The sequence below is a fragment of the Rudaea sp. genome (assembly GCF_047601565.1).
GTDB lineage: Bacteria > Pseudomonadota > Gammaproteobacteria > Xanthomonadales > Rhodanobacteraceae > Rudaea.
Genome location: NZ_JASGIY010000001.1, coordinates 505,200 through 529,922, shown reverse-complemented (window position 1 = coordinate 529,922; position 24,723 = coordinate 505,200). Strand labels below are relative to the sequence as shown.

General features: G+C 61.2%; 16 protein-coding genes. 7 read left to right on the top strand and 9 right to left on the bottom strand.

Features of this window, described 5'->3' with window-relative positions; translation table 11 throughout:
• Window positions 1-183: 183 nt before the first annotated feature.
• From QM741_RS02260 to QM741_RS02240, 5 genes are all read right to left on the bottom strand, one after another.
• On the bottom strand, window positions 184-3,174 hold the full coding sequence (locus QM741_RS02260; protein WP_415206124.1) for a TonB-dependent receptor plug domain-containing protein: 2,991 nt from the start codon (window positions 3,172-3,174) through the stop codon (window positions 184-186).
• A 304-nt stretch (window positions 3,175-3,478) separates the two neighbouring features.
• Complete coding sequence (gene dapF, locus QM741_RS02255) at window positions 3,479-4,315, bottom strand: diaminopimelate epimerase (RefSeq protein ID WP_415206123.1); 837 nt, start codon at window positions 4,313-4,315, stop codon at window positions 3,479-3,481.
• A gap of 3 nt (window positions 4,316-4,318) precedes the next feature.
• The gene (locus QM741_RS02250) at window positions 4,319-5,731 is read right to left on the bottom strand and encodes an N-acyl-D-amino-acid deacylase family protein (RefSeq protein ID WP_415206122.1); all 1,413 of its coding nucleotides are present in this window, start codon (window positions 5,729-5,731) and stop codon (window positions 4,319-4,321) included.
• A gap of 373 nt (window positions 5,732-6,104) precedes the next feature.
• Window positions 6,105-7,958 (bottom strand): sulfotransferase, encoded by a 1,854-nt coding sequence (locus QM741_RS02245; protein WP_415206121.1) that lies wholly within the window; start codon window positions 7,956-7,958, stop codon window positions 6,105-6,107.
• A gap of 105 nt (window positions 7,959-8,063) precedes the next feature.
• Complete coding sequence (locus tag QM741_RS02240) at window positions 8,064-11,264, bottom strand: TonB-dependent receptor domain-containing protein (RefSeq protein ID WP_415206120.1); 3,201 nt, start codon at window positions 11,262-11,264, stop codon at window positions 8,064-8,066.
• Window positions 11,265-12,166: 902 nt separating this feature from the next.
• Between QM741_RS02240 and QM741_RS02235 the strand changes: the two genes are divergently transcribed.
• Window positions 12,167-12,766, top strand: coding sequence for an RNA polymerase sigma factor (locus tag QM741_RS02235; RefSeq protein ID WP_415206119.1), 600 nt, complete (start codon window positions 12,167-12,169; stop codon window positions 12,764-12,766).
• Between the two features lie 5 nt (window positions 12,767-12,771).
• On the top strand, window positions 12,772-13,776 hold the full coding sequence (locus QM741_RS02230) for a FecR family protein (RefSeq protein WP_415206118.1): 1,005 nt from the start codon (window positions 12,772-12,774) through the stop codon (window positions 13,774-13,776).
• A 214-nt stretch (window positions 13,777-13,990) separates the two neighbouring features.
• On the opposite strand, the gene QM741_RS02225 is transcribed toward QM741_RS02230, so the two are convergent.
• Window positions 13,991-15,547, bottom strand: coding sequence for a serine hydrolase (locus QM741_RS02225; RefSeq protein WP_415206117.1), 1,557 nt, complete (start codon window positions 15,545-15,547; stop codon window positions 13,991-13,993).
• Between the two features lie 455 nt (window positions 15,548-16,002).
• On the opposite strand from QM741_RS02225, the gene QM741_RS02220 reads away from it, so the two are divergent.
• Complete coding sequence (locus QM741_RS02220; protein WP_415206116.1) at window positions 16,003-17,376, top strand: APC family permease; 1,374 nt, start codon at window positions 16,003-16,005, stop codon at window positions 17,374-17,376.
• 77 nt (window positions 17,377-17,453) lie between these two features.
• Window positions 17,454-19,358, top strand: coding sequence for a M61 family metallopeptidase (locus QM741_RS02215; protein ID WP_415206115.1), 1,905 nt, complete (start codon window positions 17,454-17,456; stop codon window positions 19,356-19,358).
• Here QM741_RS02215 and QM741_RS02210 read toward each other — a convergent pair.
• On the bottom strand, window positions 19,355-20,395 hold the full coding sequence (locus QM741_RS02210; RefSeq protein ID WP_415206114.1) for a TonB-dependent receptor domain-containing protein: 1,041 nt from the start codon (window positions 20,393-20,395) through the stop codon (window positions 19,355-19,357). The two genes, QM741_RS02215 and QM741_RS02210, sit on opposite strands and share 4 nt — an antisense overlap.
• Before the next feature lie 94 nt (window positions 20,396-20,489).
• Between QM741_RS02210 and QM741_RS02205 the strand changes: the two genes are divergently transcribed.
• Both QM741_RS02205 and QM741_RS02200 read left to right on the top strand, forming a co-directional pair.
• The gene (locus tag QM741_RS02205) at window positions 20,490-20,951 is read left to right on the top strand and encodes a DUF3574 domain-containing protein (protein WP_415206113.1); all 462 of its coding nucleotides are present in this window, start codon (window positions 20,490-20,492) and stop codon (window positions 20,949-20,951) included.
• A gap of 1 nt (window position 20,952) precedes the next feature.
• A complete protein-coding gene (locus QM741_RS02200) occupies window positions 20,953-22,536 on the top strand; it encodes a hypothetical protein (RefSeq protein WP_415206112.1) in 1,584 nt (527 codons plus the stop codon).
• Here the strand turns inward: QM741_RS02200 and QM741_RS02195 are convergent.
• On the bottom strand, window positions 22,455-22,937 hold the full coding sequence (locus QM741_RS02195; RefSeq protein ID WP_415206111.1) for a hypothetical protein: 483 nt from the start codon (window positions 22,935-22,937) through the stop codon (window positions 22,455-22,457). The two genes, QM741_RS02200 and QM741_RS02195, sit on opposite strands and share 82 nt — an antisense overlap.
• A gap of 348 nt (window positions 22,938-23,285) precedes the next feature.
• Here QM741_RS02195 and QM741_RS02190 point away from each other — a divergent pair, with 348 nt between their 5' ends.
• On the top strand, window positions 23,286-23,825 hold the full coding sequence (locus tag QM741_RS02190) for a family 1 glycosylhydrolase (protein ID WP_415206110.1): 540 nt from the start codon (window positions 23,286-23,288) through the stop codon (window positions 23,823-23,825).
• An 85-nt stretch (window positions 23,826-23,910) separates the two neighbouring features.
• Here QM741_RS02190 and QM741_RS02185 read toward each other — a convergent pair whose 3' ends face one another.
• Window positions 23,911-24,501 carry a cysteine dioxygenase gene (locus tag QM741_RS02185; RefSeq protein WP_415206109.1) on the bottom strand — a complete coding sequence of 197 codons (591 nt, stop codon included), beginning with the start codon at window positions 24,499-24,501 and terminating at the stop codon, window positions 23,911-23,913.
• Between the last annotated feature and the right edge of the window lie 222 nt (window positions 24,502-24,723).

Sequence of the window (24,723 nt, the reverse complement as noted above, 5' to 3'; positions counted from 1 at the left end):
TTCGTGGATGCCCTGCGCTGGCAGTTTCGCATTACCGCGGAGTCGATTGCGGGAATCGGCCGGCGTCGGCAGATGCGCCGGCGGGCGCAATCGCAGTGCTTGCCGCCGCAGTCATCGATTCCCGCGGCAAGCCGTCGCGCGACTTCTGCGCTGGTCGCATATCTGCATCGCCCTTCGCCGACGTCATAGATCGACGTCGAGGTTGGCGTAGATCGAGCGGCCCATCATGCCGTAGATGGCGTTGTAGTACGGAGGTGAAGTGTAGGTAGGATCTTTCGGCCCGAAATTGTTGAACACGTTGACGACGTCGAGACCCAGCCTCCAGCCCGGCGCGAGCTCTTTCGATACCGAAGCGTTCCACTGCACGAACGGTCGCAAGGGGTAAATCGTGCCGGTATCCGCCGGAACGCGGGTCGCGTAGAAGTTGGGCCGTGAACTGTCGCGGAACCCGTACAGATAGACGTTCCAGCCGTCCTTGTTCCAGCCCAGGGTCCAATTGGTGCGCATGCGAAATGCCACATCCGACGTCCAGTGCATCGCGTCCTGCCAGACATCCCCGGCGGCGACCTGCACCTGATACCCCATGACGCGGGTAAAGCCGATGTTGGCCGTGAAGTCGCCGAGTCGGCCCCAACTCCAGGCATAGCGCAGGCTGGCGTCGAAACCGTGGGTTTTCACGCCGGATTGATTGATCGCCTGGACATTGATGCCCGTGATGTGACCCGCCGCATCGCGCGTCACGAAGCTTTCGTACAGCTTGCACTCGGCCGAGTTGGGGTCGATCGTCATGCCGTTGTCGTAGGACCCCATGAGACAGGCCGTGTCGACGTTCAATATGTCGCCGGTATCGAGGTAGACGCTTTTGTTCTTCAGCTCGATGTCCCAGTAGTCGAGGCTGAGCGAGAGTTTCTCCACCACGTCCCAGACGAAGCCGATACCGTTGGATGTTGCGGTCTCCGCTTTCAGATGCGTGTTTTCACCGCCGGACGTGTACCACAAACCATCATCGTACGTGCCCGCGTAGCACTGTTGGTTGTCATTGTCGTTGGTCAGATTCAGACCAGCCTTGCGGCACAGGTATTCGTTGGTGAACGTGCCGTAGGACGATACGGGCCCGCCGTAGATCCACATCAGGTTGGGCGCTAGGAAACTCGTCTGGCGATTGGCGCGGAGCAGCAGGCTTTCAATCGGCCGCCATTCGAGTCCGGCCGCCCAGGTGGTGTCGCCGCCGATCTCCGAAATGTCGTCGTACTTGTCGTAGCGCGTGGCAAGGCTCGCGGTCAGGCTCGACACGATGGGGATGCGGAACTCCATGCCCGCGGCATAGCGATTGCGCGAGCCGCCGCCCCACGTGGCGTTGTAGTTGAAGGTATGGTCCGCTCCTTCGTAGTAGTTGCGCGAGCGAACGTCCGGACCCAGAAAGTACTTGGAATGCTCGGCTTCCAGCACGGCGGACATTTCCACATCGCCGGCCGGCAGCGTGAACAACGGACCTCCGACCACGAACTGCCCCGAAGCGGCCTGCGAGGTATTGTGGTTGTTGATGATATCGGTCATCTGCGCATAGTCCGCCGGCGACATCGAGCCGAACATGTGCTGGAATTGCAAAGGTCCAAGGTCATAGATCGGCGAGTTGCCGTCGTCCGCGACGTAACCGACCGCCGGGCCGAAGAAATAGTCGTTCACCTTGTTCACGAGGGGCCCGCGCCACCAGCTGTGCATCTTGTCCTGGGAGAAGGTGAGACTGGCGTCCCAGTCGAAGCGATCGAACAGCCTGCCTTTCACGCCGACGTTGGCGTTGATGGCGGTATCCTCGTAGGTTCGCGGCGACAAGCCGCCAATCTGCGTGGCATCCAGAACGCGCTGATACTCGAACTGCCCCAGCGTCTGGTCGTAGGCGTCACCCTCGTTGAACATGTACAGATTGGAGCGCTGGGTCATCACGTCGCGCGCGCGGGTGACCAGCAACTGGCCATAGGCATCCACCGTGTCGGTGATGTGGTACTTGCCCGACACGAAGGCGGAAGTCTTGTTGTAGGTGTTGGACAGCGTGACCGAGTCGTAATAGTTCAACGCGCCGCAGCTCGAAGGCGTATTGCCATCGGCCGCGTACGGGTAGTACGGTGTATGGCCGGCCTGAGCGCAGTCGTATTCCAATGCGCCGCCGGCGTCCGGCGAGGCGGCAGACGCCAGAACCAGGTTGCCGGCCTTATCCAGCCAATAGTTGTAGTGCATGTAGCCGCCCGAGGTGGAGTACGTCCACAGTGCCAGGCCTCGGGTGGGCGTATAGGTCGGGTGACTGGGGTCCGGGTTTTGCTGCGGGGCCGTTCTCGGGTCGTAAAAGCCCTGATCACTGCGCTGCCAGGCGTAAACGGGGTTGCGGTTCAACTGCTCGAACCCGTAGGTGATGCTGCCGCGATCCCAAACCTTGCCGCCGCTGAACTGAAAATCGAAGGTGCCACCTCCCCCCAAGGTGGCGCCGCCTTCACGCAGGCGCACGTGATTGCCTTCCCAGTTTTCCTTGGTGATGACGTTGACCACACCGGCCACGGCGTCGGAGCCGTAGACGGCCGATGCACTGCTGCTGAGCACTTCGATGCGATCGACGGCTGCCGCCGGAATGTTGCCGACGCTGATTCCCATGTCTCCCGCCGTGGATGCCGCGGGGTAGTCCGCCATGCGTTTGCCGTTGAGCAGAATCAACTGATAGCCAACGCCAAGGCCGCGCAGGTTGAGGTACTGGGCATCCGGCTGCTGATTGCCGAAATTCCACTCGCCGCCAACGACGTTGCCGGTGTATTGAGTGAGGGTACCCAAGGCTTCGGCTACGGTCGTGAAGCCTTCCTTCTTGATATCTTCGGCGGTGATGATCACCACTGGCGACGGGCCTTCGATCTCCGCACGCTTGATGCGCGAACCGGTTACGGTGACCTTCTCGAGCGTCTGCGAGTGGGACGAGTCGGTAGTGGCTTTCGCCGTGGTTTTCGTCGTGTCTTGCGTAGTGGTCTGTGGGGTAGTCTGCGGCGCGTCCTGGGCGGTGGCGGAACTGGTGCCGCTGGTTGCCTGCGTCCAGCCCGTATTCGCCAGACTGAAAGCGGCCACGCCGATGGCGAGGGCCAGCGCCTTGCGCCGGAAGAAGTTTCTGCGATGCAACGAACCCGACTTGCCCTTCATGATTTGCACTCCCAAATCGTAGGATTCGAGCGATGTAGTTTCGACGCAGCGATCGGTCGCTGCCGCATCTTGTTGTCGGCATTCCGCACGGCCCCACGGTCAAGATTCGCATTGACCCACCGTATTGCGCGGTACGCGATCGAGCATACTTATCCCGACGTGGCAACCACCAATGAAAAGACCTGCATAGGGCATAGCTGTGGGTTATGGTTTTTGTGCACCGCTTCCGTGCCGCATACCTTGGAACCGTTGTCCGATGCGTAACCGGGCACGCCTGAAAGAGAGCGAGTGGATACGGCCCGTCTCAGATGCCCAGCCATTCTCCCTCGAACGAGAATGCCGTCGGACCGGTCATCGAGAGGACGTGTCCCGGTCCTTTCCACGAGATCGCAAGCGCGCCTCCGGGCATTTCCACGCGGACATCGTCGCCGACGCGCCCGCGGCGATGCAGGGCGGCAACCGTCGCGCACGCGCCGCTGCCGCAGGCCAGCGTCCAGCCGGCTCCGCGTTCGTGCACGCGAAGATTCACGGAACGCTCGTCGACGACATGCACGAAGCAGGCGTTCGCGCCTTGCGGGAAGCGCGGATGGATCGTGATGCGCGGGCCAAGGCGTTCGACGCGGGCCGAAGCGGTGTCGTCGACTTCGATGACCGCATGGCGGCTGCCCATCGAAACCGCCGAGATCTCGACGCGCTCCCCGTCGACGTCAAGCAAATACGTGTCAGCGGCCGCCGGCGCGTCGAACGGAATGTTCGCGGGCTCGAATTCCGGTTCGCCCATTTCGACCGCGACGGTCGTGGCATCGACGAGACGTATCTTCACGATGCCGACCGGGCTCGCAAGCCGCGCTTCGACGCCGGTCGCGAGCGCACCGGCGCGATGCAGCCATGCACCAAGGCAGCGCAGCCCGTTTCCGCATTGCGGCGCGACGGTGCCGTCCGCGTTGCGGATCGTGTACGCCGCGACGCAGGAAGCGTCGCGCGCCGGTTCGAGGATCATCATCTGGTCGAAGCCGACGCCGGTATGGCGGTCCGCCATCGCGCGGATTCGCGCGACGTCGAGTTGCGGCGCAGACTCGCACGCATCGAGCACGACGAAGTCGTTGCCGAGACCGTGCATCTTCGTGAAACGCAGGCCCATTCCTCACTCCTGATGATTGGCGGACGCGTATCCGGGACCACGCAGCACCTTCCCCGGAAGCGTGTGCGTCATCTTGCCGTCCGCGATCACCGGCACGCCGTTCACGATGACGTAGTCCATGCCTTCGGCGAGCTGGTTGGGCCGCTCGAAAGTCGCGGTATCGCGCACCTTGGCGGGATCGAACACGACCACGTCCGCGTACATCCCCACCTTGATCACGCCGCGCTCGGTCAGCCCCATGCGCTGCGCGGCGAGCGAGGTGAACTTGCGGATCGCTTCGGGCAGGGTCAGCACGTGCTGCTGCTCGACGTACTTGTGGATGATCTGCGGGAACGTGCCGTAGGCGCGCGGATGAGGATGCGCCTGGCCGAGTATTCCCGAAGGCTCGGTGCCTTCGGAATCGTTGCATACCGAAACCCACGGCTGCTTGAGCACCGTGATCACGTCCGCCTGATCCATGCCGAATACGGCGACGCTGGTGGCCGCATCGTCCTTGAGCAGAATGTCGAGAGCCGCGTCGAGCGGATCTTCATGCCACTCCCTGCCGATGTCGGAGATACGCCTGCCCTGCAACGGGCGCAATGCGGGATTGCCGACCGAAGTGACCAGGATTCCATCGGGGCCAGGCGCCTCTTTCCACTCGTTGTTCCACTGGTTGTCCTTGCTCGGGTCCAGAATGTATTGCTTGATCTGTTCGCGCGTCTTCGCATCCTTCAGACGCGCGATCAACTTGTCGTCGCCGCCCGCGTGCGCCCACGGCGGCACGATCGACGCCAGCGAATTGCCCCAGGCGGTGTAAGCGTAGGTGTCGGCCGAAACGTCCACGCCGTCGGTGCGCGCGCGTTCGATGGCGTCGATGATCTTCGGCATCGTGCCCCAGTTGGCCTTGCCGGCAGCCTTGAGATGGAAGATTTCGACCGGAATGCGCGCTTCGCGGCCGATCCGGAATGCTTCCTCGAGCGCGTTGAATTCGTCGTTGCCTTCGTCGCGCATGTGGGTCGCATAGATCCCGCCGTATCGGGATGCCGTCTGGGCGAGTGCGATCAATTCGTTCGTCGTAGCGTAGGGCGCGGGCGCGTATTGCAGCGCCGTCGACAAACCCATGGCACCGTCGCGCATCGCGCGCGCAACCAGTTCCTGCATCTGTTTCAGTTGCGCCGGGGTTGGTTGCACATCGTCGTCGCCGAGCACCATGCGGCGCACCGAGGCCGCGCCGACATACGTGCCGAGGTTGATGCCGATGCCCTGCTTCTCGAGTCGGGCGAAGTATTCATTCAACGTGCGCCATGTCGGCGTGATGCCGAGATGGTCATAACCCGCCTGGTTGTTTTTCACGATGCGGTCGTCGAGCGGCGCGACCGAGTCGCCTTCGCCCGTGATCTCGGTCGTGATGCCCTGGTAGATTTTCGAGGGCAAGCCCGGGGCAACGAGAATCGTAAGATCAGATTGACCTAACATGTCGATAAACCCTGGGGCCACGATTTGGCCATGGGCATCGATGGTGTGCTGCGCCGTTGCGTGCATCAGCCGATCAATTGCGACGATGCGTCCATCGCGAACCGCAACATCGCCGCGATACCATGGAGACCCAGTGCCATCGACAATACGGCCATTGCGAATGATGAGATCGTATTTTTCCTGCGCAGACGCACCAGCGACAGCCGAAGAACTGGCGATACAAGAAAAAACGACGGCGATAAGGTATCTATAACACATTGCGATCTCCTGTATATGGAGTCTTGGCGACGAAAATTAAGGTCCTGCACAAGCTGCAATTTGGTATTGCAAGTTAGCTGTGGTAGCCAAAATACTTCAGGGCCGGCTCGAGTATTGGCAATATCTTTTCGAAAGAATTACGATAGTTCTTCCAGCGCTCTATTGAATCTCCGTACAATGGTTTCACGACCTGTGAATAACTCGGAGTTGAAATGTAACCCTTTTCAGTCGCATGCCTGTTGAAATGCCGCAATGGCTCGGAGTCCTCCAAGTTCAAGAATTTTGCCAGTCTCACCACATTGGCATCGAAGTTCCGGACCACATCTTCGTAGCGCCATTCCAAAAGATTCTTGCCAAGCAAATTCGTATGGTGAATCCAGAAATTCATCGCGGCCGCATAACCCAAGGATAATGATTCCAGGGTCGAACATACTCCGGAAAAACCGGGGGATCGGAATTGCTGCATATAGCAACTTAGAATGACATCGCATGGATGGCGTAGCACGAAAATAATCGGCGCGTGTGGAAACAGACGAACGATCATCGGCAGTCGCAACATATTGAGAGGATTTTTGTCGACGAGCCGCTGCCCTTCTCGCAGGTCAATCACTTCTGCAATGCTGCGCCAATATGCGTTACGCAAATCCACAATCTGATCGGGTGTCAACGCATCTAGATCGCCGGGATACGATAGTCCGAAGTCAGCCATCTTCTCGATGGCTTGGTGTAGGAAACTGCGCTCATCCATCGACCGCAGATCGGGATGGGCATCCAGCATCTGCTCAAGCATGGTGGTGCCGGATTTGGGGAATCCGACAACGAAGACTGGAGATTCCGACGAACTTGGTTTCGCGACCGACGTCCACCGGTCGGATGGCTGATAAGTAAGGTATGTATCGCAGATACGCAGCGGATTCACGCCGGCCGTCAACAGTTCGGGGACGAGTCGACGTAGAATCTTGACCTGACTGAAATGAGCGAGATTCAAGTAATTTATGCTCGTGACATAGTCGCGTTGCTCATCGCAGATTTTTGCCAGCAAGAACAGTGCAGAGGTGCGCCAACGCTCGATAGGCACTTTGCTGAGCCGGCCTTCAAGCAGTTTGCGTGCAAGCGACAGTTCGCCATTCCGCACCGCGAGAGCCACATGCGCATCGACAATCTCGCCGCAGATTTCCTCGTCCGACACCATTTCGGGTCGAGGTAATTTCCATAGAATCTCTCTTGCTTCCTTTACCTTGTTGATGCGCTCCAGCACAACGATGAGGCGCGCGCGCGCTAATGTTCCGCATGTGGGACTATTTGCATAACGGCGAAGCAACAGTTCGCCGTCCTTGCTATTGCCCATTCGAATCAGTTGGGAGCCGAGCTCAACCGCAAGCCTTGCATTCAACCGACCCGACCAGTCGCGCCAGTCGTCGAGCATCGCGTGGGCACGTGCGTCATCGCCGCAATCCATGCACACCCCCGCACCATAGATCCGTGCGTCAATATTGGTGGGATCGCTCTCGAACGCGCGCCAGAACAACTGCTCGGCCTCGACGATGTCGTCCATCTGCATGCACAAGAAAGCCATGTTCACGAGATAACCGGCGTTCACGGGCTCGATTCTAAGCGCCTCGGCATATGCCGCAACGGCATCTGTCAATCTGCCTTCCTGACGCAAGGCCGTGCCGAGGTTGCTCCAGTGCAGAGCCATATGCGGAAAGCGTTGAACAGCATCTTGGTACACGAGCGCCGCATCCATCGGACGTTTTAGCTCCATGAGGGCCGCGCCCAGGAGACTCAGAATCGGCTCGTCCTGCGAAGAACCGTCAAGCAATGCGCGCGCGGAAGACACGACCTCCTCAAAACAACCGCGTTCGAACGCAGCAATCAGGCCGGGAATCTGCGAGCTTCTTCTGCTTGCCACTAACTCAATTGCCATTGGATTTATATTCGCGACGTTATGGGCTGCGGTGCTATCGTCGTACGCCAACAATCTCTGAGGTATGTATCGAGGCTCAAGGCCGGCTTGTTGCATGCTGCGATGTCAAAATCTGATGGTGGCCCTCGCCCAGTATGCCCGCCCGATCATGTCGTACGTACTGACGTCCGTATTTGCATCTCCAACGTCCTTCTGGGTTATGAAGGGTGGCTGCCTGTTGAACAAATTGTTTATGCCGACGTCGACGGAAGTATTGATCGGGCGAATGTCGCAACCGATGTGCACGTCGTTATAGAGGACCGCCGGAATCTTCAAAACTACATTCGGCAAGTTCATGTCCGCGGTCCTGTCTTGAGAGGGGTCCGCACTTCCGTCCTGACTTTTTCCAACGTAACGCGTACGCCAGGAGGCATGCCACATTCCCCAGCTCCAGTTGAGATTGGCTAATGCACGAAACCGCGGGAAGCTGCCGTACGGCTGGACATATTTACCTGCCATGTGCGTCGTGGCGATGATACCCGGAACAGCATCACTGTCCGCACGGGAAATGTACGTAGCATCAAACTTCGCGGACCAGTGTCCGGGCAACCAATCGGTCTCCGGAATTTTGTACTGGATCCCGAAGTCGACACCACTGACGTAAAGGTCACCCAGATTGACGACTGGCAAACGCATAAATGCCGAATGATCGAAGTCCCTTCGCGTGATCAGATTGCACAGCGCATTACCGTCGTCCTTGAAGCATACATCCATGATCGACTGCGCCACGGATAGGGTTAGCGTGTCGTGCAAGGATACGCGCCAGAAGTCAACGTCTAACGATATGCCTTGGATATAGTGTGGTTCGTACACCAGGCCAAAATCGAAGCTCTTGCCAAATTCCGGCTTCAGATCGATACCAGCTGCAACAGCGCCCTCGCGCACGACATCAACGTTGATTACCTCTGTGCCGGCCCAGTTCGCAGGCACGCCTGCGCAAGCGCGCGAGTGTGCGGCGAGTGCGCTTGCAGACAGCCCTACGCATGGATCGACCAATGCGGGGGAGCCACCCACCGGTCCGGCAAACAAATCGTCGATCGTTGGCGCGCGGAACACCTGTGTCACCGTGCCGCGCAGCAGCAGGTCCTCGGTCGGGCGTTCCTCCACGGCGACTTTGAAGTTGTTCGAACTACCGGCCAGCGAGTTCTTTGTGTACCGGCCACCCAATGTCACATTTAATGAACCGACGACCGGCGCGTCTTTGAGCACGGGAAGAAACAGCTCGGCGTATGCCTCCTGTACGTTGAATTCTCCCTGCAAATCCGTGCCGCAAAGCTCGTGCGATGCGTTGCAAGTACCTGTTTGAACATCCGTAATCAGCCGGCGAGCATCAACGGTGTTGTGTGCGTATTCCTTCTGATAATCAACACCAACAGCCGCTTGCACCGCACCGCCAGACAATTCGAACAAAGGTCCATCGGCATTCGCGTAATACGCGCTTCGAGTATTCAGGTCATTTCCTGACAACGTCGCAAAAAACGGGCTCAATAAAGCGCTGACACTTGCACTCTTTTGATCGAAGATATTAATTGGCGTGCAATTGGAAATGGCTGTGGTCGCATCTCCAGGCACGGAGACGCATGTTGGCGTGCCGTCGACAAGCATGGAAGGACCCAACGCCGAACGAAGCGAATCGCTGAAAAAAGGATAGCCATGGAAATATTGCCGTTGTTGAATACGCCCATAGTTGTAATACGCATTCCATTCCCACTCCCCAATTGCCCCTTTGACCCCGAAAGTAGCTTGACTAGTCGTGGTGTCATAGTCTGTGAGGCGCTGGCCAATTCCGGTAAAACGAGTAAGAAATTCATACCCCGCTTCACCACCGAGGTCGACCCCAAATGGATTGTACATACTGTACTTGGAAATTTCCAAGTCGCTGGCATTGGCATCTAGATACGCCGGTGGATCTCCTTCTTGTGAGCGGGTCTTATTATATAAGACTTCGGCGAAAGCCTGTGTATTGCCGCTCAGGTCGTAATTCGCGAGAAAATATGCATTCGCGCGCTCCTGAGGAATCAAAATCCAGGTGTTCTGCTGGAAGTTGTAAGCGTCAGTCCGTATGTTGAAACACTTGTAGTCATTCAGCGATGTCCCATTTCCAGAGGCAAGGGTGACCGAATTGCAGCCAAACTGCGAAGCAAGATTGCTCGGAAGGAATATGCGACCATTCGGATTCCTGGAAGAGCCGGTTGGAACGATCGTTCCGGAAGACAGGTACAACGCCTGGTTAGAATAACTGCGGTTCGCCGATGAGATCCCGTCTTGCTTGTTGTAACTGATGTCCGCGACGATGTTTCCCTTGTCGCCTTTACGGCCGAACAAGATGTTGGCGCCTCTGGAATTTCCATCATCGTAATCGGTAATACCGTAATTGACAGAAATCTCGTTGCCTTCGTAGTTCTGTTTGAGGATGATATTCACGACACCGCCGACGGCATCCGACCCATATGCCGTTGATCCGCCATCCTTCAGCACTTCAATCCGCTCTATGAGCCGTACCGGAATGGCATTCAGGTCATTGTTTTCATAGCGATGGCCATCGATGAGCACCAATGTGCGAGAGGAGCCAAGACCGCGTAACGACACTGAACCGTAACCACTACCTCCGCCGCTGCTGTTGACCTGCGGGCCAATGGGAGCACCAGCATTTGCCGGTAATGTTTGCAGCAAATCACTCAGAGTCTCTTTGCCGCTATCTTGGATTTGCTGACTGGTTACAACATCGACAGGGTTTGAGGTGACAACGTCTACACGGCGTACATTCGAACCCGTGACGACGATGGCTTGCATGGCCGGCATTTCCTCCTGTGACGTCGATCCGACCCGAGGATTCCGACCCGTTTCGCTCGTCGGCGCTGCCGGAGTGCTGGCCACAGGTGCCCGGCGCAGCGCGAATGTCGTAGCGCTTAGCGCATCGAAGGTAATTCCAGAACCAATGAGTAGTTTGCGAAGCGCTTCGGCCGGCGCATACGTACCGGAGAGGCCGCGTGTCGTCTTGCCTTTCACCAAATCCGGCGAATACGAAATTGTCAATTTGCTTTGGGCCGCAAGTTGGTTGAGAGCCTGATCCAGCGGGCCGGCTGGGAGATTCCAGCTTGACGCCTGCTCAGTAACCTGCGCCATCGCGGCAATCGGCTGAGTCAGTACGAATAGACCGCTCAATATGGCGGTCGCAAGGAGTGTCCTCGGCAGCGCTCGCGTTCCGGCGACGATGTCGCGATTGAGATTCTGACAGACATTGTGTGTGGTTTCGGCGGCGTACATAGGGCTCTCCTCGAGTGGCATGTACCCCGCGGCATGACTCTTCGGTCAAGGTGTTCACGAGGCGTCACCTCACTACAACGTGATCGAGGGATGCAACCCGAACCTCCTGTTTGAAAATTTCATGTATTTCTGAGGGGAGTAAACCGCAAGTTCAACTCCGAAGTGCAACCGGACTAAGTATACAAAACAGCATTCCATCGGTCATGCTACTTTGGCCCGAAGCTCCTTGTTCTTGCGATCCTTCTCTCGCGTGGCAGCGAGAAATTCTTCGAAGAACTCCGCTGCGTGCAGAAGCTCAGCGCCTTGCGTGGCTGGCCGTTGAGCTTGTCGACAATCCGGTGCATCTCTTCAGCACTCAGTCTACCCAAGTCCGTCCGCTTCGACGCGTACTGCCGGATCAAGGCGGTCGCGTGAAGTAGCTCGTGCAGCCCAATGCGAGGTCGATCAGCCCGTGTTCGGCAATTTCGAACCGTTATCGAAGGCGATGCTCACCATGCGACCCGGCATAACTTCCTGCCACGGATACCAACCACGCCGCGTCGCCGCCAATGCCGTCCTAGTGGAGCTATCCGCTGTAGGTTCGATCATCGTATAGCGTGAACGCTGCTCCGCCATAGTCGATAACCCACCCAACCTTCTTCTGCCGCTGGGGGTTGCACTTCAAACTTGAATCCGCGGTTGAACCGATCTAATACGTGCGTACGTGTCCGATACCGAACCTCATGTCGTCAATTCTTGCGGAAACGCCGAGAAACAGTCCACTGCCGTTGTTCTAATAACGGGATCATTGGTTAACATATGACTCACTCGTAACTAACTCGATGTCTCGCACGACATGCGCGCACAGAGGCGTTACCCCTTTCATCACGGTTTCTATTTCGATTACGGGTGGCGTACAGATCATGGATAACAGGCATGACAGGGCCTTGCCCGCCGCGCACACGACACAGGTGACCGCCGTCGCCAAGGAGAACGGTCGCCTCGACGCCTACGATGTCTTCTTCCGCGAGCAGTACGACGCGCTAGTGTGTTTCCTGCGCCAGCGCAGTCGCACGAACGAAGACGCAGAGGATGCAGCGCAGGAAAGCCTTACGCGATTGACGCGCTATCGTGATAGCCAACCGTCGTCGAAGTGGAAATCCACCCTGTATCGCATCGCCATCAACGTCGTGAGCGATCAGTCGCGTAAGGCGCGTACACACTGCATGCAGCAGCACGTTCCGTTGGACGGGTTGGAAATCGAATCGGATCAGCCGACAGTCGAGGAAGCCGTGGCCGCCGCGCAGCAGCGCATGCTGTTGCGCGAGGCGATCCTGGCGCTGCCGCCCAAGTGCCGACAGGTGTACCTGCTTGCGCGTCTGCGCGGTATGACCAGCAACCAAGTGGCCGTGCACTGCGGGATTTCAGTTCGGATGGTGGAAAAACACCTGGCCAATGCGCTGACGCATATCCATCGCAGGTTCGGTTCGACCCTCTCAGGCACGTTTCAGGGTGAAGGGTGAGAAGCATGAGTGATCCCGAGGCCATCGAAATGGAAGGTCAAGCTGAACGCTGGTTCGTGCGGCTGCGAGAACCGGATTGCACCGACGAAGAACGCGCGGCCTGCGCACGCTGGCGTGCGGTCGATCCAACGCATGAGGCCGCATTCCGCGACGTCGAGAGCATCTGGCAGCGCAGTGGGGAATTCGGCGACGATCCACTCATCGCCGCCGCATTGCACGCGGCCGAGCGGGACAAGGCGCCGCGGCAGCAACGCTGGCGGCATGCCTGGCGCTGGGCCGTTCCCTTGGTGGCCACTCTCGCGGCCTTGGCGCTGCTGACGTCGCGGATTCCGCCGAAATCCGATCCCCCCGCGATGAGCTATCATACCGAGGTCGGCGAACGGTACCGCATCGAGTTGCCGGACGGAACGGCGGTCGTGCTCGACACCAATACCGATCTGGTGGTGCGCTACACGAACCAGCGTCGGCTGATCGATTTGTCGCAGGGCCAGGCCCAGTTCGAAGTCACCCACGATGTGCAGCGGCCGTTTATCGTGCGCGCCATCGGCGGCACGGTGACCGCCACTGGTACGCAGTTCGACGTGCGCGTGCAGAACGCGGCGGCGACGGTGACGCTGCTGGAAGGCTCTGTGGTGGTCGAAGCCCCTGCCGATACCGCGCAGTCGCATCCGCCCACCATATTGTCGCCGGGACAGCAACTGCGCTTCGATCGCACGGGGCGCGAATGGTCGACGGTTGCCGCGGACCTTGCGTCGGCCCGTGCCTGGACCCAAGGCAACCTGTTGGCGAACAACTGGCTGCTGCCACAACTGGTGGCGGAAATGAACCGCTATTCGGCCACGCCCATACGCCTGGCAGATCCGGCACTGGCGAACGTCCGCATCAGCGGCACTTTCCGTGCAGGCGATCAGGACGCGCTGACCCTCGTCCTCGAACACGGCTGGCCGGTGCGTGCGGCGCGCCGAAATGGCGAGATTGTGCTGTCGCGTGCGCCGACCTCACGACGCTAGTCGCGACGCCGGACGCGGGGCCGCACGGATGGCACTCGGCCATGATCGACCCGAAACCCGATATATGCGGAGCGGCCAATGAGTGTCCATAAAACATTGGCAGGCGCTAACAAGCTTTCGTTCGTCCATGGAGACGTACTGCCGAGATTAGTTCAGGCCGCAAGCCAGACGCGGCGCGCGTCGTGACGAATAGGCGAATAGGCACGAAATCCCCTTATTCACAGGCGCGCTCTCGGGTAAAGCCCAGATCTTCGAAATCGTAACTGAAGTCGGCATCGGGATCGACCTTGGCCATGTGCAGCATGCCACCGGATTGTTCCGGGAAGCGCAGCCAAGCCTCGACATCGCCGTGATCCCAGTGCACTAGGTAGCGATCCTCGACGCGCATGATCTGTCCGGTCAATCTCGGGGATTTCAGCGCGGCAAAACGCACGGCGCCGCCCTGCGCGCAAATACGTACCTCGCCGAACCACGGATCGCGCCACGTGCCAAGCTGCGCCTTGATCTCCGCCGCCGTCGCAAGCTTCCGCGAGGATGTGTCCGGGACATGTGAGGCGCGTTGCTGCTGCTCCTCCTGCTCCAATTCAACGGCATAGCTGCTCACGCTGCGTGCGTTGCCGGGAGCAGTGAAACGCTTAGTTAGCATCTCGATCAGCACGCTGCGTGCGGCGTCGACACTGGCATTGATCATCAAGACGAACCCGCTCTTGCGGAATGGCAGCAATGTCATCGCGGAATACATGCCTGACAGCGAGCCGGTGTGCGATACCGTCATCTGTCCGTCGACGTCGGCGATGCGCCAGCCGTAGCCATAACCGTAGAACAGCGTGCCGTCCCAATCGCGGCGACGCTCGGAGATAGGCATCGGTGTGTAGCTCGTCCATTCGCGGCGCCGCTGTTCCGGCGATAGCCATTCGAGTTGCTGCGGCGTCGGTGCCAGCCAGCTCTTCGCCCAAATCAACATGTCGTTGAGGCTACAGTGCACGCCGCCAGCCGGATCCATTATGGCGGGATGCACGAGAGATCCGTCGGTCGTCACGGGCACAAAATGGCCGTCACGCTGGATATATGGGGTCGCTACGTTGCCTACCTCGTCGCGATTCCACACGCCGATCTGACAGCGCGTCATACCCATTGGCTCGAAGATCTCGCGACGCATTAGCTCGGGATACGGCGTGCCATTGACCGCGGCCGCGAGCTGGCCGGCGACAACGTACAGCGTATTGTCGTAAGCGTAGCCCGCACGAAAACTGTAAGCCGGCTTCAGATATTGCAGCCCGGCGACGACGTCGTCGGGCGTGAATTTGTTTGGCGTTGGCCACAGCATGAGGTCACCCGCACCTTCGGGCAAACCGCTGTGATGCACGAGCAGATCGCCCACTTGTATGTTCGCCGTGACCCACGGATCGTGCATGCGGAACGACGGCAGATATTTCGTGACCGGATCGTCCCAGCGCAACTTGCCTTGCTGTACCAGTCGCGCCAGCAAAGTGGAGGTCATGGCTTTGGTGTTGGAGGCGATCCCGAATAACGTGTCCACATCCATCGGCTTGCCGGAAGCAAGCTTTCCGAGCGTACGGGTGTAAACCACCTTGCCATCTTCGATCACGCCGACCGCGATACCCGGCAAGCGATACCGCGCAACGATGGCATCGACCAAGTTGTCGTAGTCGGACGACGAACTTGATTCCACAGCGGAAATCTGCGCCGGGTCTGCGCACGCGGTAGCCAGCAGCAATGCAGTCAGAATGGATTTGGCGAAGCGGCTCATGCGCACTCCAGTTCTGCATCAGTTGAGTGAATTACGTATCTACGCCGAGTCGATGCCATACAGGCAGCCGATGGTCGCCAAAATGAGATGACCGCCGCAAGGCGTCCTTTGTGATTCATACTCGTCCATGGTTGGAAACAAGCGATAGCTGTCTAGATGCAACCATTGCCTGCCGATACATACGTTGGCATTACAAACGCCATGTTCTCCTTGAACCAAACCGACATGGACGCGTATTCGAGCATATTTATAGTGCAAAGGGAGTCACCAATGAAAAGACCAGCATCTGGCATAGCTGTGGGTTATGGTTTCTGCGTGCGTCTCGGGAAGCACATCCCTTCGGGAACCGCTGTCTGATGCGGAAACAGGCGATTGCACAAGGAACCCAATCAACGCAATTCGCCGGACAGGAGTCGTCTCTACAGGCCCGCAGCGCCGTTGTACGATGCACGACCATGATCGAATCGCCAGCCATCGTGCCGCGCGAACTGCCGCGCAAGCTCGGCCTTGCCACCGGCATCGCCGTCGTCGTCGGCGTGATGATCGGCAGCGGCATCTTCCGCGTGCCGTCGCCGATCGCGGGCGCGGCCGGCAACCTCATCGGCATCGCGCTGGTGTGGGTATTGGGCGGCATCGTGGCGCTGTTCGGCGCGCTTTCGATCGCCGAACTCGCCGCCATGTATCCCGCGGCCGGCGGCCCCTACGTGTATCTGCGCGAAGCGTATGGACGCCCGCTGGCGTTTCTGTTCGGCTGGATGTGGCTGCTGACGACGCCGATTTCGTGGGCGGCGCAAAGCCTGCTGTTCGCCGAATACCTGAGCTTCTTCGCGCCGATGTCCGAGGCCGCGCAGCATACGGTCGCGGCGATCCTGATCCTGCTCGTCGCCGTCGCGAATTGCCGTTCGGTGAAACTGGGCGCGGTGATCCAGAATCTTTCGACCGGCGCGAAGGTGTTGACCCTCATCGGTCTTTCCATGGCGATCTTCGCGTTCGCGCCGGGCGGCGATGCGAATCCGCTGCGCTCGGAACCGATGGGCGCGGCGAACTGGCCGGGCATCGGCATCGGCCTGATCGGCGCGCTCTGGGCCTACGACGGCTGGGAAAACCTGACCACGCTGTCGGGCGAGGTGAAGAACCCGCAGCGCAATCTGCCGCTGGCACTGGTCGGCGGCGTGCTCGTGGCGATGGTGGTGTACCTGTCGATCAACGCCGCCTACCTGCGTGCGCTGCCGCTGGCGCAGCTCGCGGCATCGAAATCCGTGGCGGCCGATGCCGCCGCCGCGGTGCTCGGACGCGGCGGCGCTTCGCTGGTCGGCGCGCTGGTGATGCTGTCGGTGTTCGGCACCTTGAACGGCAGCATCCTGTCCAGCCCGCGCGTGTTTTTCGCGATGGCCGAGGACGGCCTGTTCTTCCGCATCGTCGGCCGCGTCCATCCGAAATACGAAACGCCTTACATCGCGATCGGCTTCAGCGTGGCGCTGGCGGTAATCTACGTATTGCTGCGCGACTTCATGCAGTTGGCCGAAGGCTACGTGCTCGGCGTATGGCCGTTCCTCGCATTGTGCGTGATCGGGTTGTTCATCCTGCGCCGGCGCCGCCCGGATTTTCCGCGCACCTACCGCGCGCTGGGTTATCCCGTCGTTCCCGCGCTGTTCGTGCTTGCGACTTTCATGGTCGTCGCCAACGCACTGTGTGCGCAGTTCTGGTCGACGATCGCCAGCCTTCTGATCACGCTGGTCGGAGTGCCGCTGTATTGGGCATGGACGGCGTGGCAACGACGTGCCGGCCGATCCCCGACGGCGACGCCGCGCGACCGCGCCGGCGGTTAGCATTCTTTCGAGACGAAAATTGGCATCTGACGTCCCGAATCCCATCGGGTGAACCATCGAGCTGTTCGGAGGGTGGAATGAAACGACTGACCGTGTTGCTCGGTGCAATTGCCTTGGCGATGTCCGTACCCTGCATGGCCCAGGCGGCCGAGGAAAAGCCGGCCGGCACGGTGGCGTTGACGGTCAGCCTTCCCGATCCGGGCCAGAAGATCCTGTACGTGGACGAGGTCATGCCGGTCGAGCCGGGCGCCCTGACGCTCTACTATCCGAAGTGGATTCCCGGCGACCACTCGCCCGACGGGCCGATAGAAAACATTATGGGCCTCACGTTCACGGCCGGTGGAAAAGCCATCGCCTGGCAACGCGACGAACTCGACCGCTTCGCGTTCCATTTGACTGTGCCGGTGGGCGTGCGCGAGATCGACATCCGCTTCCAGTTTCCCTCGCGGGACAGGGTGACGCGCAATCTGCTCGATCTCACTTGGAATCACGTCGCGTTGTACCGCGCCGATCGTCCGACGCGGATGCAGACCTACCTGCCGGCACTCGTGGTCCCCGCCGACTGGAAGTATGCGAGCGCGCTCGAGACGGCGAAGCGCGACGGCGCGCGCATCGTGTTCAAGCCCGTGCCGTTCGACACGCTGGTCGATTCGCCGGTGATCGCCGGCCAGCATTTCCGCGAGATCGACGTCACCCCGCCGGGCTCATCGGTGCGCCGCTGGCTCGATCTGGTCGGCGACGATGCGGCGGCAATCGCCATTTCGGACGAGCAGGTTGCGGCCTTTCGTCGTCTGATCGAGCAGGCGCAGGCGTTGTTCCACTCGCACCACTACGGTAGCTACCACCTCTTGTTGACGCTGAGCGACCACACTTCGGTCGGCGGCCTCGAGCACCATCAGTCCAGCGACGACCGTGCGCGCAGCGGTTCGAAAATGCTGGCCGACGCCGGTCATTTCATGCTCGATGCCTCGTTGCTGCCGCACGAGTACACGCATTCGTGGAACGGCAAGTTCATGCGTCCGGCCGGGCTGTGGCAACCCGACTTCGAGCAGCCCGAAAAGCCGAAGCTGCTGTGGGTCTACGAAGGGCTGACGGTTTACCTGGGCGACGTGCTGACCGCGCGCAGCGGCCTGTGGTCGGCGGATACATGGCGCGAAGTACTCGCCTATCGCGCGGCCGAAATGGCGCATCGCACCGGCCGCGCGTGGCGGCCGTTGATCGACACCACCGTCGCCGTGGACTACGGCGCGCCCGCCGCATGGTCCAACTGGCGCCGCGAGAACGACTTCTACCGCGAAGGCCAGTTGCTGTGGCTGGCCGTGGACATGAAGATCCGCGAGTTGAGTCGCGATGGACGTTGCATCGACGATTTCGCTCGGGCGTTCTTCGGCGTCGACGACGGCAGTTTCGTCACCCATACCTACGATTTCGACGATGTCGTCGCTGCGCTCACCAAGGTGCAGCCCTACGACTGGGTGGCTTTCCTGCGCAACTGGGTGAACGGCACGGGCGAGCAGGTGCCGCTGCTGTCGGGCATCGAGGCAGCCGGCTGGCGTCTGGTCTACACCGACAAACCCTCCGGTTACGAGAGTGCGCTCGAAAACGTCGGCAAGGGAGAACTCGAAGGCAGGGGCATCAACGAGATGTTCTCGCTGGGCTTGTTTCTCGACGGCGACGGCAAGGTCGTCGACGTAGCGTGGGACGGCCCGGCATTCAAGGCCGGACTCGCACCGGGCATGAAGCTCGTTTCGGTCGACGGCCATGCGTACACCGCGCAGGCGTTGCGCGATGCGATTACCGGGGCGCAGCAGAGCCGGCAACCGTTGCAGATACGCGCGCAACAGGACGGTGCCGAAGAACTGCACGCCGTGCGCTACGACGGCGGCCTGAAATATCCGCACCTGGTGCGCAGGCAGGGCGCAACGGATCGTCTGGAATCGCTGCTTGCCGCCAAGCCGGTGCGCGAGGGCCGATCCGATTAGAACGTCAATCGCGCCCGCGCATGGTAGTACGCGCCGTTGAAGCCGATCGGCGAGATGATGTCGTAGGGCAGGTTGCCGTAGTAGTTGATGTCGCTGTCCGAGCGCGTCGGGTAGTTGTCGGTGAGGTTGACGCCGCCGACGGCGAGCGAGAACGCCGGGGTGAACTTGTATTCGACTTCGGCGTCGAGTTGCCATTTCGGCGCGTAGGTCTGCGTCGGCGTGAAGCCGCCGCCGAAATCGAACACGCGCGTCGTCGCGCCCTGCAGCGTGGCGCGGCCGAGCAGCGACCACTTCGAGTCGGCCCAGCGGGCCGAGAGAATGCCGCGGTTGCGCGGCGCGTTGGTCAGGATGTTGGCCGACTGCACGCCGAACAGGACATTGTCGTTGCCGAGCGCGACGAGTTCGGCCGGCGTTTGCGCGACGCTTTCGATGTGCGTGTCGGCGTAGCTGTACGAGCCGGTCAGGGTCAGCGTGCCGTCGTACAGCGGCAGGCGGTAGTTGGCGACGAGATCGGCGCCTTTGGTACTCGTGTCGACCGCATTGGTGAAGAAGTTCACCGCCTGCACGCCCGGGATGCCGAAGTTCGCATCGATGAACTCGGTCAGTGCATCGCCGCCGATCTGCTCGGACGGCACGACGCGGTGGTCGATGTCGATCTCGTAGATGTCGAACGACACGTCGAATTTCTCGGCCGGCGTCGCAGTGAAGCCGAGGCTGACGTTGCGCGATTTCTCCGGCGTCAGCGGCTTCGCGCCGAGCGCGCGCGCGATCGGATTGTCGACCGAGAGGATGCGCGATTCGATCAGGTTGCCCTGGTTGTCGTAGCCGGTCGAGGTCGACTCGAAGCCGATCTGCGAAAGCGACGGCGCGCGGAAGTTGGTCGAAGCCGCGCCGCGCAGGGCGAATTCCGGCGTGATCTCCCGGCGCGCGCTGAGCTTGCCGTTGGTCGTGCCGCCGAAGTCGCCGTAGTGCTCGTAGCGCACGGCCGCATCGACGAACAGCGGGCGGCGGGATGGCGAAGGGATTTTTTCTTTCATCGTTATTTCCGAAAAGCGGTAGGCATTCGTTGCGCAGCGGCGCCGAAGCGGCCGATACTAGGCGACTTGCCGCCGATGCGAAATAGACGTCCATATGAAAAAACTCGCTGCACTTATGTTGTCCGGGTTGCTGCTGTCCGCCTGCGCGGCGACGGCGCCGCCGCATTCCGCGTCGAGCACGCTTGCCGGAGACGCCGCGCATCCGGATGCGGCGAGGAACTGGGTGCGTACCGAACTGTATTTCGGCCTCGGCCTGGTTCCGGACCCGGGCGCCGGAACGGACGCCGACGCCAACGAAAAGCGCTGGCGCGACTTCCTCGATCGCGAAGTGACGCCGCGCTTCCCCGACGGCCTCAGCGTCTACGACGTCTATGGCCAGTGGCGCACGCAAGGCCAGAGCAGGATCGAGCGCCTGCGGTCGAAGGAAATCATGGTGCTTTACGAAGACACGCCCCAGCACCGCTCCGACATCGAGGCGATCCGCGCCGCGTGGAAGAAGGAGACGGGCGATCTCTCCGTATTGCGCGTGACGCAGCCCGCCGACGTGTCCTTTTGACATGGCCGCTGCAAAGCTGCGCATCACCTCCGGCGACGTCAACGGCTTCATCGGCCTCGTCGTCGACAATCTCTCGGTGCTCGCATTCCTCTCGGGCGCGCTGATCGGCATCTTCCATTTCCCGCCCGAGATCATCTTCGGCAAGATGTTCCCGGGCACCGCGCTCGGCGCGCTGGTCGGCAATGTCGTCTACACGCGCATGGCGCTGCGCAGCGGTCGCGCGGACGCCTGCGCGATGCCGCTCGGCATCGACGCGCCGACCACGATCGGCATGGGCCTGCTCGTGCTCGGCCCGGCGTTTCTTGTGTTCAAGGCGCAGGGCATGGACGAGATGACCGCGGCCGACGCGACCTGGAAACTCGGCATGGCCTCGCTCGTCGTCATGGGCGTGCTCAAGACCGTGCTCTCGTTCTTCGGCGATTGGGTGATGGGCAACGTGCCGCGCGCAGGGCTGCTCGGCTCCATTGCCGGCATCGCGCTCGTGCTGATGGGTTTCTTCCCGCTCGTCGACATCCTGCGCGTGCCGGTCGTCGGCTTCGCCTGCCTCGGCGTCATCCTCTACGCGCTAATCGCGCATGTGCCGCTCCCGGGACGCATTCCGGGCGTGCTGTTCTCGATCCTCGCCGGTCTCGTGCTCTACTACACGCTCGGTCCGTTCGACCTGCTCGGCCCGGGCTTCCATGCGCCGGGCGCGCCGACGCTGCGCTTCAACCTGCCGTGGCCGAATCTCGGCTTTCTGGAAGGGCTGAAGTACACGCTGCCGTATCTCGCGCTGATCCTGCCGTTCGGCCTGCTGATGGTCGTCGGCGGCATCAACGTCACCGAAAGCGCGCGTGCGGCGGGTGATGACTATAGAGTGCGCGACATCCTGCTCACCGAGGCGATTGCGACGCTCGTCGCCGGCGTCTGCGGCGGCGTCGCGCAGACCACGCCCTACATCGGCCAGCCCGCGTATCGCGCGATGGGCGGGCGCGCCGGCTACACCTTCCTCACCGGTCTGTTCATCGGCCTCGGGGGCATATTCGGCTACCTGTCGAACCTGGTCGAGCTGATTCCGCTTTGCGTGCTCGCGCCGATCCTGATCTTCATCGCGATCCATATCACCATGCAGGCATTCGAGGCGACCGAGCGGAAATACTTCGCCGCCGTCGTCATGGCGTTCTTCCCGGCCGTCGCGCGCATGGTGGCGATCAAGCTCGGCGATCCGTCCATCGTCGCGCCGGACCAGTTCGCGAAGCTGTACGCGAACGCCGACCACGGCCTGCCCGAGCTCGCGGTGATCTTCATCCTCGGCAACGGTTTCATCATCACCTCGATGGTCTGGGCGAGCTTCGTCGTCGCGCTGATCGACCATCGCCCGCGCAAGGCCGCCGCGATCCTCGCCGCCGGCGCCGCGCTGACCTTTTTCGGGATCATCCACTCGGTCGATCCGCTCGGCACGATCTACCTGCCGTGGACGCTCGCCCCTGAAGCGCGCGCGCTGGTCTGGCAGTTCACCGCGGCCTACGTCGTGCTCGCCGCCGTGCTGTGGCTGTTTTCGTTGCAATCCCAGACGCGTTTCGCAGAGGCCGACGGGAGCCGATAGAGCCAGTTCGTCACTCCGGCGACAGCGGGAACGACGGAAATACGGTCGAGCATCCTTGCATGCGCGTTGCTGTCCGCGCCGGGGCAGCGAGCGACAGCGCGAACGGCAAGGCCGGCCGAAGCCACCGTACGCGCAGGGCCATCAGTGCACGAGGTCGGCGGGCGGCCGCACGCCGCGATCTCCACCCACTCGCGCATGGCGCGCCACGCAGCTAGCGTCTGCGCCGGCTGGAAGCCGCAATGCGTATAGCCTTCCACGCCGCCGACCGGCAGCGGCGCCTTCATCGCGGGCACGGTGAACTGGACGAGCCGCGCGTCGTTGTGCGCCCGATGCACGATCCGCCCCAAGCCTTCGGACTGCGCGTAAGGCACGAGCGCGTTGATACGGTTGTGCAGGGTCACCAGCGGACCGCGAAATTGCCCTCGGGCCGGTGCCAGCGGCGCGCGTAGGCGATCGCCGCCGGGTCCCGTCGAAACGCTGCACGCCGCGGTTGAACGCGGCCCGTTCGGCGGCATCCATCTCCGGCACGCGATAGACCTTGCCGCGATTGCCGTAGAGCTGGCCGCCCATCGTTTCGCGCAGATCGTCGGCGCCGAGCGTGATCGTCACCAGCGGAAACGCGATCGAGGCGGGTTCGCTTCTCGCTGCTGCACGCCAACGACCCGGAACCCCAACTGGCGAACGTGCAGGAAGCGCACCGGCTCGCGCGCGCGGCAATCCGCGCCGCGCATGGCGCGACCCGGATAGGCATGAGCCTGGCGATTCCCGACGATCAGGCGGTCGGGCGCGGCAGCCGGCTCGCCGAGAAGCGGCGGCAAGTATACGAGCCGTTTTTCGATGCCGCTCGCGACGACGACTTCATCGGCGTGCAAACCTACAACCGCAGCCGCATCGACGCCAAAGGCACGCTGCCCAAGCCGAAAGGCGCATCGCTCACGCCGACCGGCGAGGAGTTCTATCCGGCCGCACTGGGCGGATCGGTTCGCTATGCGCATCAAGCCACGGGAAAACCCGTTCTGGTCACCGAGAACGGCATCGCGGATCCCGACGACACGTTGCGCCAACGTTTCCTACCGCTGGCGTTGCAGGCCCTCGACCAGGCGATCACCGACGGCGTACCGGTACTCGGATACATTCATTGGTCGCTGCTCGACAACTTCGAATGGCTGTCCGGCTACAAGCCGAAATTCGGCCTGGTGGCGGTGGACCGAACCACGTTCAAGCGCACGCCCAAACCCAGCGCACGGATCTATGCGCATCTCGTGCAGGATCGCGCCGGGCGGAGGTAGGTCAAAAAACGAAGCGCCACGTTGGCCCGCACTTCCCGCGACCGGCTGTCGCGATGGCGTCTCGGCGGCCGCAGCAGGAGCGGTGCTAGATCGACACCGCGTCGAGCACGGCTTGCTGCTGCGCAATGCGGTAGAGATTGTCGCTGACCTCGACGAAGCTGCGGTAATGATCGAGCACGCCGCCGTAGACGTGCAGCGACAGCGCGGGCCGCTGCGCGGAGAGATTGCGGCAGCGGTGCACGTAGGCCGGATCGATGAACACGGCCGCGTCGCCCGAACCGAGCATGAGTGAACGGTGCGGCTGCAGCGCGGGCTGCTGCGAGTCGCCGTCGCTGAAATATTCCTCCACCTGCAATGCGCCGTCGAGGACGAGTTCGATGCCCCACAGTTCGGCATGGTCGTGCAGCGGGGTGACGTAGCCGGGCGGCCAGGCGATCAGCAGCATCGTGTAGGCGCCGTCGGGCGCGGCGGCGATCAACTGGCGGCGGTAGCGCGGCGTCTGCGAGGCATGGAAGAACGAAGCCGCGCGCGGGCAGCCTTCGGTCCAGGCCAACTGCGTGAGCGCGGCGCGCAGTTCGCTCACGTCCTTCGGCGTGATGTCGGCGCCGAGACCGTCCGTGATGTGGCGCAGCGCGCGGCTCCAGTGGGCGGCGATGGCGATTTGCGGTTGCGACATGGGTTCGATCCCTCTCGATTGAATGCCGCAATTCGACCACGAGCGGCGTTAGCGCAGCGCTAATTCCACGTACAAATTCCATTGCGCGAACGCATATCGATACGCCGGAACGGCATGCGTTATTGCGCACTGTCATATCCCGGTCCGCCGTGTGCGTCGGCGGCCGTTCGTTTGCCGGTCTGGCTTGTCCTTGACGAGCGACTTTTCGGGAGCCGCTGCGCG

Bases quoted from the DNA above. Each gene is read 5' to 3' on its own strand.
- QM741_RS02230 (WP_415206118.1), top strand. From the start codon at position 12,772: ATGAGTGATCCCGAGGCCATCGAAATGGAAGGTCAAGCTGAACGCTGG.
- QM741_RS02225 (WP_415206117.1), bottom strand. From the start codon at position 15,547: ATGAGCCGCTTCGCCAAATCCATTCTGACTGCATTGCTGCTGGCTACC.
- QM741_RS02185 (WP_415206109.1), bottom strand. From the start codon at position 24,501: ATGTCGCAACCGCAAATCGCCATCGCCGCCCACTGGAGCCGCGCGCTG.
- QM741_RS02245 (WP_415206121.1), bottom strand. From the start codon at position 7,958: ATGGCAATTGAGTTAGTGGCAAGCAGAAGAAGCTCGCAGATTCCCGGC.
- QM741_RS02235 (WP_415206119.1), top strand. From the start codon at position 12,167: ATGGATAACAGGCATGACAGGGCCTTGCCCGCCGCGCACACGACACAG.
- QM741_RS02240 (WP_415206120.1), bottom strand. From the start codon at position 11,264: ATGTACGCCGCCGAAACCACACACAATGTCTGTCAGAATCTCAATCGC.
- QM741_RS02200 (WP_415206112.1), top strand. From the start codon at position 20,953: ATGGCCGCTGCAAAGCTGCGCATCACCTCCGGCGACGTCAACGGCTTC.
- QM741_RS02190 (WP_415206110.1), top strand. From the start codon at position 23,286: ATGAGCCTGGCGATTCCCGACGATCAGGCGGTCGGGCGCGGCAGCCGG.
- QM741_RS02215 (WP_415206115.1), top strand. From the start codon at position 17,454: ATGAAACGACTGACCGTGTTGCTCGGTGCAATTGCCTTGGCGATGTCC.
- QM741_RS02220 (WP_415206116.1), top strand. From the start codon at position 16,003: ATGATCGAATCGCCAGCCATCGTGCCGCGCGAACTGCCGCGCAAGCTC.
- QM741_RS02205 (WP_415206113.1), top strand. From the start codon at position 20,490: ATGAAAAAACTCGCTGCACTTATGTTGTCCGGGTTGCTGCTGTCCGCC.
- QM741_RS02260 (WP_415206124.1), bottom strand. From the start codon at position 3,174: ATGAAGGGCAAGTCGGGTTCGTTGCATCGCAGAAACTTCTTCCGGCGC.
- QM741_RS02210 (WP_415206114.1), bottom strand. From the start codon at position 20,395: ATGAAAGAAAAAATCCCTTCGCCATCCCGCCGCCCGCTGTTCGTCGAT.
- dapF (WP_415206123.1), bottom strand. From the start codon at position 4,315: ATGGGCCTGCGTTTCACGAAGATGCACGGTCTCGGCAACGACTTCGTC.